This is a genomic window from Desulfatitalea alkaliphila (genome assembly GCF_022968795.1).
GTDB lineage: Bacteria > Desulfobacterota > Desulfobacteria > Desulfobacterales > Desulfosarcinaceae > Desulfatitalea > Desulfatitalea alkaliphila.
Genome location: NZ_JALJRB010000012.1, coordinates 1 through 14,198, shown reverse-complemented (window position 1 = coordinate 14,198; position 14,198 = coordinate 1). Strand labels below are relative to the sequence as shown.

The following is a 14,198-nucleotide window of genomic DNA, read 5'->3' as shown; positions in this document are numbered from 1 at the left end:
GAACGGAAAAATACGCATCATTTTTTGCTTGCCTTTCAATGCGAATCATGTTCAATTGATGAACAAGAAGCGCTGAACACATTCTCAAGCCCATCATATTCGCGCTTCCGGATGGAACCGTGCCATGGACGAAGGCGACATGATGCCGATGAACTCACGACCGCGGCCCTCTCATCGACTGGATCTGTATCCGTAATCCACCAGGCGGAGCTACCTCCAGCTCACCAGCAACCCCGCAAATTCGACACCGACTCCGACCCAATGAAGCTGCGCGACATCCGCACCCTCACACTACTGCAGGAAATGGACAAAGAGAATCCGCCCACCCAGCGGGAACTGGCAGAACGACTGGATGTCTCCCTGGGATTGGTCAACCTCTACATCAAGCAGTTGGTGCAAAAAAGCTATTTTAAAATTCGCACTTATCCCAGGAACAGGGTAGGGTACCTGCTCACCCCCAAGGGCCTGCTGGAAAAAACCCGCCTGACCTGCGACTTTATCCAGCACTCCCTTGATTTCTACAGAATGGCCAAATCCAAACTCGAGAACACCTTGAAGCAGTTGGAACAAGAAGGCGTGCGCACCATTGTACTCTACGGTTCCAACGAAATCGCCGAAATCGCCTACCTGGCCCTCAAGCAAACCAACCTGGAGCTTGCGGCCGTCATCGACGACGAAAAAGCAGGCCAGCTTTTTTTGGGTCAAACCGTCATCCCCGCAAGCGCGCTCATCGACCTCCATTTCGATCGACTGCTGGACACCCGGATCCCGCCGGAAGGCGGCAAATACAAACCATTGCCCGTGCCACGCAAAAAACAAGTACCCATGATTCAATATTAGTCCGCACCGGCACATGGCGCCACGGGTGACGGGCAACAAGAGATCATGAGCAATACAAAACAGCCACTACCCGCAAGCGCGAGCGATTCGACAACATCTCCGCCATCATCGACCCGCTCGGGCCGCATCCGGCGCCACAGCTTCGAAGACAAATACCGGCACTGCGCCATCGTCTCGTCCAGCGGATCGCGCCGGCAACGTTGGTTTTTGGTGGTTCCCCGCCGCCTCGGCCTTTCATTGACGCGCATTACCATCTTGACCGATCACAAAAAGGTTGCGTCCCAGTGAGCTCGATTGTCAAAAGCCGCCCGTTTCTTCCGATGTTTCATGCTCTGTGGAATTATCGAAGCTTCATCGCCGGCAGCGTTAAGCGGGAGTTTCAGCTTAAATATCGCAATTCGATACTGGGGGCAGCGTGGACATTCCTCAACCCCCTGGCGATGATCATCGTCTATACGGTGATCTTCTCGCAAATCATGCGCATGAAGCTTCCCGAGGTGGACAGCACCTTTGCCTACAGTATATACCTTTGCGCCGGATTGTTGACCTGGGGCTTGTTTGCCGAAATCACCACGAGGGCGCAAAACATATTTCTCGAGAATGCCAATCTACTTAAAAAGATCAATTTTCCCCGGCTCTGCCTGCCGGTAACCGTGGTGGCCGGCGCAGGTTTGAACTTTGCCATAATCTTCGGTCTTTTCACCTGTTTTCTGATTCTCTCCGGCAACTTTCCCGGGTGGACCTATCTGGCGCTATTACCGGTGCTGGCCGTTCAAATCGCCTTTGCCATCGGTCTTGGCATTGTTATTGGCGTCCTCAATGTCTTCTTTCGCGATGTCGGCCAACTGTTTACCGTGGTGTTGCAGTTTTGGTTCTGGCTCACCCCGATCGTTTATCCCATCTCCATTCTGTCGGAGAGAGTGCGCGGCATGATCGCCTTCAACCCGATGACCCAACTAATGGCTGCCTACCAGACTATTCTTGTCACCGGCCAATGGCCCGATTGGATCTCGCTCTGGCCGGTAACAGCCTTGGCACTTTTGCTGTGCAGTTGGGGCATGTTGCTTTTCCGCAGAAGTGCCGGCGAAATGGTGGACGAACTATAATGGTTGCAATCGCCGTCGACGGCCTTGGCAAAGCTTTCAAACATTATCCCACGCGTTGGGCACGGCTTGCCGAATGGATTTTGCCGGGAAACCGCCCCCATCACATACCCAAGTGGGTCTTGCAGGACATCAACTTCACCATCGACCCCGGAGAGGCGGTGGGCATTGTCGGTGTCAACGGCGCAGGCAAGAGCACCTTGCTCAAACTGATCACCGGCACTCTCCAGCCTTCAACGGGTACTGTTCAGACCCACGGGCGCCTGGCGGCAATGTTGGAACTGGGCATGGGCTTTCACCCCGATTTTACAGGCCGCCAAAATGTTTTCATGGCGGGGCAACTCATGGGTCTGGGCATCGATGAGATCAAAGACTTGCTGCCGGAAATCGAAAAGTTCGCCGATATCGGCGACTACATCGATCAACCGGTGCGCATATATTCCAGCGGAATGCAAATGCGACTGGCGTTCAGCGCCGCAACCGCCGTTCGCCCGGACACCCTGATCATCGATGAGGCAATGGCCGTTGGCGATGCCTATTTTCAAGCAAAATGCTTTCAGCGAATCGCCCGATTCAAGCAACAGGGAACAACCCTCTTGCTTGTCTCCCACAGCGTGGGTGACATCGTAAAGCACTGCGAACGCGCAATCCTGCTCAAAAACGGGCATGTCGAACAGGATGGGTCGTCGCGACAAGTCACCAACCGATACCTGGACGAACTCTTCGGCAAGTCCCCTTGCCCTGAGGTTCAAGGTTCTTGTCAATTCGGCTGCGCGGGCACCCAAATGCTCAATGGCGACGATGATGTTTTTCACACCAGGCCTGGGTATTGCGTGGAAGAGCATCGCTGGGGACAGGGCGGCGGCGCTATTCTCGATTATCTCATCGTGGCCCAGGGCGAGCATTACCCCTCGCGCATAGAAAGCAATGCACAAACCGATTTCTATTTTAAGGTTCGTTTCGACAATGATTTTTCCAGCGTCGTACCCGGTTTTCTAATTAAAACCCTCGAGGGCATCTTTCTCTACGGCACCAACTCCTTTATCGCCAATGAAGGCCGGTCGCACCTCGCCGCCGAAGCCGGCAACATCAAAGTGTTCCGGTTTTCCCTGCCCATGGCACTCAATGAAGGCCACTACCTGATTTCCTTCGGCATTTCATCTGGAGACCCGCTCACGAATTTGGAGCCCATCGAGCGTCGCTACGATTCCGTAATGATACATGTCGGCCGAACGATACAGTTTTGGGGGCTCGTCGACCTCACCGCCTCTTTTGAAACCATCGAACAGCAAAGGCAACTGAATGGCCACACCTGCAACTGAAAGGCGCGCCAAGATCGGACTTCAACATATCGCGACATTTGTGCAAATCGTACTGCTTTTCCTGCACATCACGGCATGCGCTTCGGAAACCCACGAAAGCGGGCATGATACCAAATTGCGTTTCGCCGTTGCCGCCGATGGGCATTGGGGGCAACCCGATACCCCGTTTGAACAGGATTACAACAAATTGATTGAAGCCCTGAATCGCTTGCATCAGGAAGAACCGTTCGATTTTGTCGTATTTCTGGGCGACCTTGTTCATGACCGGCCGGACCTACTTCCGACGGTTAAAAACGCACTGGACCGATTAGGGCCTCCATGTTTCATTATCGAAGAGGACCTGGTGGATGACGTTGTCGTCATTCAAGCGCAAGGGGTGCGGCAATGAACCCATTGACAGTACTTGTCAAGGAACTTCCCGAGGTCTACCAGCCGATTTATGGGCACCCCGAGTTGTCGGAGGCTGTTGCAAGGCCTTGTACGGATCGGTTAGCGACCATCATCAGCGTTTACGACGCTCTGCAAAAGGTTGTTGATCGACCTCTTAAAGTTCTTGATCTCGGATGCGCCCAGGGGTTCTTCAGCTTGAGCCTTGCAGCCAGGGGCGCTACCGTCCACGGGGTCGACTACCTGGATAAGAACATTGCAATCTGTAATGCGGTGGCCGTTGAAAATCCCGATATGAAAGTGACATTTGAAATCGGGCGCGTGGAGAACGTACTCGGACGGATTGAGAAAGATCAATACGACCTTGTTCTTGGGCTCAGCGTATTTCACCACATTATACATGAGTCGGGTGTGGATGCAGCAAAAAACCTGATTCATCAAACGCTCGACAAAGCCGGCGCCATGATCCTGGAGCTGGCGTTGCGGGAAGAGCCGCTCTACTGGGGCCCTTCCCAGCCCGAGGACCCTCGCAGCCTATTGGAGGGTTGCGCCTTCGTTCATGAATTGGCACGACATGAAACCCACCTTGCCCCGATTAAGCGTCCATTGTGCATCGCGAGTAATTTGTGTTGGGTCCTGGGTGGTTATGCGGACCGATTCGATGAATGGACAACCGATCCGCATTTCATGGCCAGGGGAGCCCACGCCGGAAGCCGGCGCTACTACTTCAGTGATAATAAAATTTTGAAATTTTACAATTTCCAACACCGCCTCGGACCTAAAAACAGAGCGGAATTCGGTCGCGAAACCTTCTTTCTTACCAATCCGCCACCCTGTTTTCCCACATCGCAATGCATTGTTTCAGGTTCAAATGAAAGTGAAGGATGGGTTGTGATAGCCCGTGATGAGGGCAAATTGCTGCTGGATTTAATACGTGAGGGCGCTCATTATGACCCCATCTCCATACTACGAGACATCTTGGATCAACTTGCAGCACTAGAAGCTGAAAACTTGTATCATGACGATGTTAGAACCTGGAATATTCTTATCGCCCAAAATGGAAATGCAAGCCTGATCGATTACGGATCGATCTCATCTATTGCCCAAGATTGCGTCTGGCCTGAAAACCTCTTCTTATCCTTTTTCATTTTCGTCAGAGAACTAACCACAGGGGTTGTGGATGATCCGGATCCATTACGCACCGTTTCCATCAGCCCTTTCACCTTGCCGCAACCATTCCAGGGATGGGCCGCTCTGCTGTGGCAAAGACCGCTAAAGGAATGGTGCTTCAAACTGATGCGCGACACGCTTGATGCAATTCCGATCAGGGAAAATGAGACTCAACCTCCGGAAAGCTCCGACATATGGTTCAAAGCGATTGAAGAAGCCTTACAGGCGCAAAAGCTGTATATGCAGCACCTAAAGCATCGGCTGGACGAAGGGGAGCATCGAGTGGGCGCCACAGTGCAAGCCTCCATGGAGACCTATGCAAGAGAAATCACCACCCTAAGCCAATCCATATCCCACATAGGTAATTCCCTCAGAGACAGGTTTTCCCTTGCTGAACATCTCGAGAAACAGGTTGCGTGGTCCAAGGATCAATTTTCCCGCATGGAAAATCGCTTGTTGCAAACCGAGACGCGTGCTGCTGAGCTTGAGCAGCGAGCTATTGCCGCAGAGACCCGGGAGAGGGAAACGGAACAACAGGCAAAATCGGAAATCAAGAATCTGCTGACCGAAAAGCAAAAGATTGAAGATATTTTAGTAAATTCAAATGCGAAAATCCGCAAGCTGGAAAGAGAGTTTGCGGAACTTAATGAAAATATAGGCGTACTGAAGGAAGAAAGAGACGTTCTTAAAAAGGAAGCATCCAAAAATAGAGAAACAATTGTTCGTTTAGAATCAAGCTTAGAGGAAACAAACCGAGAATTGCAACTATCCATCGGTAGGGTTGATGAAGCGCGGATAAATCAAGAATCTCTGCAGGAGCAACTTCTCAAACTTCAGGAGGACCACAGAGCCTCGCTAGACAATACACATAGTTGGTACGTTAAGGCTCAAGAAAAAGAGGCGCAAGTTCAAACCTTGCAAGCGCAATTGACCGCATCACTCGAAGCGTCCAATCATTGGCGAGTACTCGCAACTTCTCATGAAGAGCGTGTGCAAGCCATTTTGCAAAGCAACTCTTGGCGTATCACATGGCCATTGCGTATACTGACGGCTGGTTTAAGGTGGTTTTGCAGGATTCCGATACGATTTTTCAAAGCCATTGCGCGGCAGCTATTACGGGTGACGATGCGGAGAATTTTCAACAAACCTTACTTAAGGAATTGGTTGAATAGAAGATTAAGCGGTTACCCTTTAATACATGCTCATCTCAAACTATTCGCCTGCAATCAAGGTTTGGTTGCCCATGACAATTCTTGTCATATTTCTGAAAGGGATTGTTTTAGTGATAATAAGTTTGTCGATGCCCCCAAAGATGCTTTTACAACACAGGTCGAAAATTCTTATTTCGAAGAAAACGAAAGATTGTTGAATATACAAAATTTTACGCCCAGGACGAGAAGGATTTACAATGATCTCAAAATCGCTATAGAAAGGAATGGAGAAGTAAGGTAATGAGGATTGTTATCGACATGCAGGGGGCACAATCGGAAAGCCGGTTTCGCGGTATCGGCCGATACACAATGTCACTTGCCAAGGCTATTGCTCAAAATAGGGGAAATAATGAAATTATTTTAGCTTTAAGTGGGCTGTTTCCTGACACAATCGAATCGATACGCAAAACCTTCGATAATATATTGCCTCAAACTAACATACGGACGTGGCACGCTCCTGGACCAGTGCGTGATTGTGTATCCGGCAATTCTTGGCGGAGAAAAGTTGCAGAGGGTATCCGTGAAGCATTTCTATCCAGCTTAAACCCTGACGTGGTGCAAATATCAAGCTTGTTTGAAGGTTATGTTGATGATGCTGTGACGAGTATCGGGGTTTTTTCCTCTCATTGTCCTACGGCTGTAATACTTTATGATTTAATTCCCTTACTGCAAGAAGATACTTATCTCAAGCCTAACCCTGTATATTCAAGCTACTATCATCGAAAGATTGAGAGCCTAAAACGGGCAAGGATGCTTTTAGCTATATCCGAATCGGCAGCATTAGAAGCACGAAGCCAGTTGAAGTTTTCCAATGATCAAATTGTGAATATATTCAGCGCCTGCGACTCAATTTTTCGTCCAATAGAAATTTCTAATATTGAAAAACATAAACTTTTCAATCATTTTCAGATCACGCAACCTTTCATTATGTATTCAGGCGGGGCAGATGAACGGAAAAATTTGAAACGGTTGATCCGAGCCTACGCGCACTTGCCAAAATCTTTGTACGAAACACATCAATTGGTATTGGTAGGCAAAATCAACTGCAACGAAATGACTGAGCTGCAGCAATTGGCCAAGTCGATAAACCTTAGTAAAGATCGCTTACTATTCACGGGTTACATTAGCGATGAAGTTCTGGCTCAAATTTATAATTTGTGTACGGTCTTCGTGCTTCCGTCTTTGCACGAGGGTTTTGGGCTAACTGCACTGGAAGCAATGTCCTGCGGAGCGGCGGTAATTGGTGCCAATGTTACAAGCATACCAGAGGTTTTAAATTGCAAGGATGCACTTTTCGATCCCTATGATGAAGCAGCAATTACACAAAAACTCGCCCAAATATTAGATTCGGTAGAATTCAGGAAAGAGCTCAGGTTGCATGGTCTCAGGCAATCACGCATGTTTTCATGGGATCATTGCGCAAAGATGGCAATTGCAGCTTATGAGAAGCTTTATGCAAACAAATCAGAAAGACGCGCAATCGCAACACCAAATCATCGTCCTAAGTTAGCATACGTTTCGCCTCTTCCCCCTGAACAAACAGGAATTGCCAATTATAGTGCTGAATTTATACCTGCGCTAACCAAATATTACGACATCGTTGCAGTCGTAAATCAAGAAAGTGTTACCGATGAATGGGTGCATAGCAATTGTCCTATCCGGGATGTACAATGGTTAAGGGAAAATGCCCATAATTTGGATCGTGTTCTATACCATATCGGCAATTCGCCCTTTCATCAACACATGCTGTCCCTAATTATAGACATTCCTGGCACCGTGGTGCTCCACGATTTTTTTCTTAGTTCAATGCTGGGCTACCTGGAAGAAAACGGAGTTGGCCAAAACAGCTGGGCCAAATCGCTTTACCTTTCTCATGGATATCCTGCCACTAAAGAACGCTACCATTCTGATAACTCTTATGATGTAAAGGTTAAATATCCAGCCAATTTTGATGTTCTTCAGTGCGCAAAGGGTATTATAGTGCACTCTGAATATTCACGCAGTTTAGCAACGGAATGGTACGGGGCGGTTTTTGATAATGATTGGAAAGTAGTACCTCATCCTCGGAAATTCATTGCACAACGCGACCGTGCCCAAAGCCGTGCAGCACTCGGTCTCGGGATGCATGATTTTGTGGTATGCTGTTTTGGCGGAATGGATCCTTCAAAACTGAACCACCTCCTTTTGGATGCCTGGATACATTCGAATTTAGCTAAAGACAAAAATTGCGTGCTGATCTTCGTTGGCGCCAAGCATGGTGGAAAGTATGGTGCCCTTCTTAACAAAATTCTAAATTCCAGCGATTCGGATAAAGGAGTTCGAATGACTGGATGGGTGGACATGTCGACCTTCTGGACCTACCTTTCCGCTACCGATATCGCTGTCCAGCTACGTTCAACTTCACGTGGTGAGACATCTGGAACAGTGCTGGATTGCATGAATCACGGGGTACCTACAATAGTAAATGCTAATGGTGCCATGGCTGAATTACCTTTCGATGCAGTGTGGATGCTTCCGGAAAATTTCGAAGTACGCCAACTTACAGAGGCACTTGAACACCTGAGACAAGATAGAGAAAGATGCAAATTGCTCGGAAAGCGTTCTCAAGAATATATCCAGAATCGCCATTCTCCGAGCAATTGCGCTCAACAATTTGCTGAAGCCATTGAAAATTTCCATACCGCATCGCTATGTGATACGCATGCCTTGCTCGATTTCATCATCAACCTGGACAGCCACCAGCCTACAGACGATGAATGCAAGTCGCTGTCCCAATCAATCGCGCAGTCTTTTCCTCTTAAGCAACCGGCAAAAAAAATCCTGGTCGATATATCGGCCACATGCAGAACATATTTGAAAACTGGCATTGAGCGTGTAGTATCAGCATTGGTAAAGGGTCTGATTGAAGGACCATTAGAAGGGTACAGGGTAGAACCCGTCTATTTATGTGATAGGGGTGGTTTCTGGCATTATAGGTATGCCACTATGTACACCTTGGAGTTGCTTAAATGTCCCACCAACGGATTTCATGATGAGGTGGTAGAGCCAATTAATGGAGACATCTTGTTATGCGTCGACTTGTCCGGACAAATGTTAATCGATGCGGAAGCTCAAGGATTACTGAAATTCTATCGAAACACCGGTGTTTCAATTCATTTTATTGTGTATGATCTATTGCCTGTCAAAATGCCTCAGTTCTTTCCGCCGGGTGCGGACATATCCCATAATAACTGGCTGCAAATCGTGGCGAAATCAGAGGGGGCCATTTGCATTTCAAAAGTGGTGGCTGAAGAGCTTAGTGAATGGATTGAAGAGAATGGTGTTTCGAGTGAACGAACTTTCAAAATAGATTGGTTTCACCTCGGCGCTGATTTCAACAATTTTCCTTTTATAGAAGGATTCAACGACACCCCTCAATGGGCAATAGACCAATTTAAAACAAGACCTACATTCATTATGGTTGGTACAATTGAGCCTCGCAAAGGCTATACTCAGGTGATTGAAGGCTTCAGCCATCTTTGGAACAAGGGTCTTGATGTAAACCTGGTAATTGTTGGCAAAGAAGGCTGGAAAGGTATACCTGAAGAATTGCGCCGCGACATTCCTCAGATAATCGAACGCATTGTAACCCACCCTGAACTAGATAATCATCTTTTTTGGTTGGATTCCGTTACAGATACTAACCTTGAAGAGCTTTATTCGACCAGTACCTGCTTAATCGCTGCATCCTATGGTGAGGGTTACGGCCTGCCACTTATTGAAGCGGCTCAGCACAAACTGCCTATACTTGCGCGTGATATCCCTGTATTTCGAGAGGTTGCAGGCGAATATGCCTTTTATTTCAAGGGTAAATCACCAGAAAGTATCGCGCAGGCGGTCACGGAATGGCTGACACTCCTCTCAGCAGACAAGCATCCTAAGTCCACAAGCATGCCTTGGTCGACATGGAAAGCAAGTGCTGCACAACTCTTGCAAAGAATTCTTAGTAAAGATCCCCAGACAGCAATGAAAATCGGATAAGAGGCCAACACGCCTTATATACCAAGAGTTCATGAATGTTATCTGGAAGCAATGAATCGTGCGGGAGTATATATAGTATTCCTGGTTTATGATTTGATGCCGATAAAATTCTCTCATTTTTTGGAAGTGAAACATCACGCTGACATAGTGCATCAACAATGGTTAAATGTAATCACCAAATTTGATAATGCTGTTTGGATTTCGAAGCCAGTCGCAGATGAACTCGAACCTTGCAAGGGATATTCCTGTGTTTCTTGAGGTGGCAAAAGCGAAAGCTTTTTATTTCAAAGCCAACAATTGCGAGGGGTTAAAAAACGCGGTGTTGGAGTGGATCGCTCTTTATGAGAAAAAATGCGTCCCACTTTCGGAAGCAATGCTATTCATGACTTGGAAGCAAAGAGCGGGATGGCTAATGAAAATCGTTATTACTGCGCAACTCTACAATTGTAAATTGCGGGAGACATGCTGTGAATAAAAACGTCAGGATAGGTGACAAAGTTTATTCCATCGCGTCGGATGATAATTATCTGGATGCGGTGGGCGTCGACTTCGAACCCCACATGGTGCAGTTGTTTCGCACCCTCATCGGTTCAAATGATGTGGTGGCTGATATCGGTGCAAATATAGGAATGACCGCGATATTGTTTGCTTCCTTGGCTCGTAAGGTTTTTGCGTTTGAACCGAGCCCATCGACCTATAAGATCCTTATTGGGAACCTTTTTCAGGCCGGTGCAAATAACGTTGAGGCTTTTAGTCTCGGATTTGGTAGCATAGCTGAGTCACTGACCATCACATTCGCAATAAACAACCGCTCTGGAGGCTTTGTTAGTAATAAAATTAGGATAGAAACAGGGCATGTGACAGAAAACATTCGGATTGATACAGTCGATCATTATTTTGGCAATGCCGAAATAATACCGAATTTCCTGAAAATTGATGTTGAAGGGTTCGAGCTGGATGTAATTAAAGGTGGAATGGGATTCCTACAGAAACACAGACCAACGGTGGTAATGGAAATGAATCATTTCTGTCTGGATGTTCTTCAGAGGATCACAATTCCGGATTTTCTGGATTTCATGCGCTCGGCTTTTCCTTACCTGTTTGCGATTGACACGGACAACTCAACCATCATTGATCTTCATGATGCAGATCGGTCCTATTATGTTATGCATGAACATGTGGTTCGACAGCGATTCCCAAATATTGTAGGCGGATTTGATCAATCGCTTAAGGCCAAATTGAACGCGCTTTCTGCTGCTACTTCAATGAATATTGAAAATTCGTTCGTGGGGCGTGTAAGATCGGTTTTCGACAAGGCCACCGGTTTAATTTCACAAAGCAATTCTGACCACAAAACGACGGTAACTATACCAAACGGATCACTGAAGGCAGAACTAATCCCTTCTTCCGTTCAGATCGGACAAGTCCTTGAAATTCCAGTCACCTTAACCAACGAAAGCAATGAACCTTGGGATGGTTCGGGTATTCACCCAGTGTTCCTTTCCTACCATTGGCAAAATATTGATGGTAGTTTCCATGCCTATGAAGGCTTGCGGACACAACTGTCGAGTCAAGTCGTACCCCCCGGAGAGTCTGTACAGGATATTGTTAAAATAGTTGCGCCCAGCGAAAAGGGAGACTTCAAATTGATCCTAACAGTAGTCCAAGAAGGTATTTGCTGGTTTGAAGACATGGGGTTCAAATGTGTAAATGCATCGGTAGCAGTTGTTTAAGTGCACATACACATAGCATCATTCGACTGACCCGCTTCCTCGCAGTTTCGTGTACACTAATCCTTCTTGCACCATCAGTGGGCAATATTATTTATCCGGTTTTGATCAAGCAAAGGCGGTAAATATTACTGAGATAGGGAGAAATGCTCATTGAAACTCATTATACAGATACCTTGCTATAACGAAGCTGGCACAATTGCTATCACTCTGGGTGCGTTGCCGCGTCAAGTGCCCGGTTTCGATTCCGTTGAATGGCTCGTCATCGACGATGGCAGCACCGACGAAACTTTACGCATCGCCCGTGAAAACGGTGTTGATCACGTCGTTTGCCATACCCGCAATCAAGGTCTGGCCAGAGGCTTCATGACTGGACTGGACGCCTGTTTGCGACTTGGTGCTGACGTCATTGTAAATACCGATGCGGATAATCAATACAACGCTGACGACATCCCGACCTTAACGAGGCCCATTATGGAGCACCGCGCTGATATCGTGGTAGGCGCCCGTCCAATAGAGACCATAGAGCATTTCTCTCCGATCAAGAAAATACTTCAGAGACTCGGGAGTTGGGTGGTGCGCGTCGCCAGCAAGACCGACATCCCTGACGCACCCAGTGGATTCCGGGCGATGAGCCGCGCTGCCGCTCAGCACTTGATGGTATTTAATGATTACACCTATACGTTGGAAACCATCATTCAGGCAGGCCAGAAAAACATGGCCATCGCATCGGTACCGATCCGGGTGAATGAAGATCTTCGCCCCTCCCGCCTTGTAAAGAACATCCCGCAATACATTAAGCGCAGCATTGTAACTATTGTTCGTATCTTTGTGATCTACCGACCCTTCCGTTTTTTTGGCTTAATTGGTGCTGTGCTATTCGGTTCTGGTTTTTTAATAGGGCTGCGCTTTCTTTGGCATTTTATATTGGGAAACGGTGATGGGCACGTTCAGTCGCTTATTCTTGCTAGCGTGCTTATGGGCATGGGGTTCCAAGCTTTCCTCATTGCCTTTATTGCCGATTTACAGGCGGCAAACCGGAAGCTTTTGGAGAATGTGAGATTTAATTTAAATGTTTTAACTTGCCGGAACGAGAATATTCATGGGGGAGCACCCGACAATGGCTGATCAGGGTACTGAAGGATTGCTTTCTCCTTTTTTGCGTAGACATCGAATTATGGCTGTCAGGCCGTTTCTCATGGGCCGTATTCTAGATGTTGGTTGCGGTTCTGGAGCTTTGGCGGGGTTGATAAACCCCGAATCATATGTTGGTGTTGAAATAGATGAGGCTTCATTGAAGACTGCTGAAAATGCTTTTCCGCGTCATTCTTTTCAAAAAGAACTTCACTCAGTGAAGGAAAAATTTGACACTGTTGTGTCGCTAGCAGTGATTGAACATGTTCAAAATCCTGCAAATTTTCTAAGAACTCTCACGCAATGCTTGAAAGATGAACCCAATGGACGCATCGTAATCACAACACCTCACCCATCAATAGACTGGGTACATTGTATAGGCGCTTCCATCGGCTTATTCTCTAAACATGCGAATGACGAGCATGAAAAATTGCTTGATCGAGAAGAACTTTCTACGCTTAGTAAGTCTGTCGGACTAATGATGGTCAAGTACTCCCGTTTTTTATTTGGGGGTAATCAATTAGCCGTTTTCGCGAGGAATCCATAGAATGAAAATTTCTGGTGGAATGCAAGAGGGCTGGGTAATTATTGTGAATGCGAACGATAAATACGGCTCAGGGAACCCTATCGTGCGTTGGATTATGAAGGGGTTTTCCGATGCGCTTTCGGCCTTATATCGAAAGTTGCACCTCGCACTATTCACGAGATAGGATGTGAAGGAGGTTACTGGGTGCTCGGTTGGAACCAGCAGGGTATCGAAGCGCGAGGAGGCGATTTTTCGGACAAAGTCATTAGAATAGCGCGTAGAATGCGCAGAACAGCGACCTGCCGTCAGATGTTTTTTTTAGTATGCAGTATATATGATATTAAGCTTGGCCGCGATAGTGCCGATCTGATCGTATGCTGCGAAGTGCTTGAACATCTCGAAAACCCGGGATTAGGCTTAACTGCTGAACAATTCATTGATTTTGTAATGCCTTACTTAAACGTTGTAGTTACTATTCAGCGGAAAATTTTCAAAAACAGAAAAAAAGACTTGACAGGGTTTTTCACGAAAAAAGCAAAAATGAAGTGGCAGCAAGGACTGCTCCTGTTTGAAGCATAGGGGCAAGTGTGGGCCTTCAGAGCCCATCGTTTTACAATGCGCGTTGCCCTTTGCCATTAACGTATCGTTCGTTCGACAGCGGCCCTTACAGGAGGAATAATCCGGTTTCAAAAACCCGTGTTATAGTAGTGTTAATCAACTGCACGGGTCAGGAAAGAAACCGGATGAAAATCGAA

Annotated in this window: 10 protein-coding genes; all 10 read left to right on the top strand. The window is 47.3% G+C overall.

Features of this window, described 5'->3' with window-relative positions; all coding sequences use genetic code 11:
• Nucleotides 1–261 precede the first annotated feature (261 nt).
• The 10 genes from MRX98_RS11780 to MRX98_RS11735 all read left to right on the top strand — a co-directional run bounded on the left by MRX98_RS11780 (nt 262) and on the right by MRX98_RS11735 (nt 14,022).
• Nucleotides 262–840 (top strand): winged helix-turn-helix transcriptional regulator, encoded by a 579-nt coding sequence (locus tag MRX98_RS11780; protein WP_246908129.1) that lies wholly within the window; start codon nt 262–264, stop codon nt 838–840.
• Between the two features lie 284 nt (nt 841–1,124).
• Nucleotides 1,125–1,946, top strand: a complete 822-nt coding sequence (locus MRX98_RS11775) for an ABC transporter permease (RefSeq protein WP_343217760.1) — start codon at nt 1,125–1,127, stop codon at nt 1,944–1,946.
• Nucleotides 1,946–3,265 carry an ABC transporter ATP-binding protein gene (locus MRX98_RS11770; RefSeq protein ID WP_246908126.1) on the top strand — a complete coding sequence of 440 codons (1,320 nt, stop codon included), beginning with the start codon at nt 1,946–1,948 and terminating at the stop codon, nt 3,263–3,265. Before MRX98_RS11775 ends, MRX98_RS11770 begins: the two co-directional genes overlap by 1 nt.
• Complete coding sequence (locus tag MRX98_RS11765) at nt 3,246–3,653, top strand: metallophosphoesterase (protein ID WP_246908123.1); 408 nt, start codon at nt 3,246–3,248, stop codon at nt 3,651–3,653. The genes MRX98_RS11770 and MRX98_RS11765 overlap by 20 nt, the downstream gene beginning before the upstream one ends.
• On the top strand, nt 3,650–6,274 hold the full coding sequence (locus MRX98_RS11760) for a methyltransferase domain-containing protein (RefSeq protein ID WP_246908112.1): 2,625 nt from the start codon (nt 3,650–3,652) through the stop codon (nt 6,272–6,274). The genes MRX98_RS11765 and MRX98_RS11760 overlap by 4 nt, the downstream gene beginning before the upstream one ends.
• A complete protein-coding gene (locus MRX98_RS11755; RefSeq protein WP_246908109.1) occupies nt 6,274–10,053 on the top strand; it encodes a glycosyltransferase in 3,780 nt (1,259 codons plus the stop codon). The genes MRX98_RS11760 and MRX98_RS11755 overlap by 1 nt, the downstream gene beginning before the upstream one ends.
• A 467-nt stretch (nt 10,054–10,520) precedes the next feature.
• Entirely contained in the window at nt 10,521–11,786 is a 1,266-nt protein-coding gene (locus MRX98_RS11750; RefSeq protein WP_246908106.1) for an FkbM family methyltransferase, read from the top strand.
• A gap of 150 nt (nt 11,787–11,936) precedes the next feature.
• Nucleotides 11,937–12,911, top strand: coding sequence for a glycosyltransferase family 2 protein (locus tag MRX98_RS11745; RefSeq protein WP_246908103.1), 975 nt, complete (start codon nt 11,937–11,939; stop codon nt 12,909–12,911).
• The gene (locus MRX98_RS11740) at nt 12,904–13,464 is read left to right on the top strand and encodes a class I SAM-dependent methyltransferase (RefSeq protein ID WP_246908101.1); all 561 of its coding nucleotides are present in this window, start codon (nt 12,904–12,906) and stop codon (nt 13,462–13,464) included. The genes MRX98_RS11745 and MRX98_RS11740 overlap by 8 nt, the downstream gene beginning before the upstream one ends.
• An 87-nt stretch (nt 13,465–13,551) precedes the next feature.
• Nucleotides 13,552–14,022: a class I SAM-dependent methyltransferase gene (locus MRX98_RS11735; protein WP_281432323.1), complete on the top strand. Its 471-nt coding sequence runs from the start codon at nt 13,552–13,554 to the stop codon at nt 14,020–14,022.
• Nucleotides 14,023–14,198 lie beyond the last annotated feature (176 nt).

What these genes read in the sequence shown, in the direction of transcription:
- MRX98_RS11780 (WP_246908129.1), top strand. Translation starts at nt 262, where the DNA reads ATGAAGCTGCGCGACATCCGCACCCTCACACTACTGCAGGAAATGGAC.
- MRX98_RS11765 (WP_246908123.1), top strand. Translation starts at nt 3,246, where the DNA reads ATGGCCACACCTGCAACTGAAAGGCGCGCCAAGATCGGACTTCAACAT.
- MRX98_RS11770 (WP_246908126.1), top strand. Translation starts at nt 1,946, where the DNA reads ATGGTTGCAATCGCCGTCGACGGCCTTGGCAAAGCTTTCAAACATTAT.
- MRX98_RS11755 (WP_246908109.1), top strand. Translation starts at nt 6,274, where the DNA reads ATGAGGATTGTTATCGACATGCAGGGGGCACAATCGGAAAGCCGGTTT.
- MRX98_RS11740 (WP_246908101.1), top strand. Translation starts at nt 12,904, where the DNA reads ATGGCTGATCAGGGTACTGAAGGATTGCTTTCTCCTTTTTTGCGTAGA.
- MRX98_RS11760 (WP_246908112.1), top strand. Translation starts at nt 3,650, where the DNA reads ATGAACCCATTGACAGTACTTGTCAAGGAACTTCCCGAGGTCTACCAG.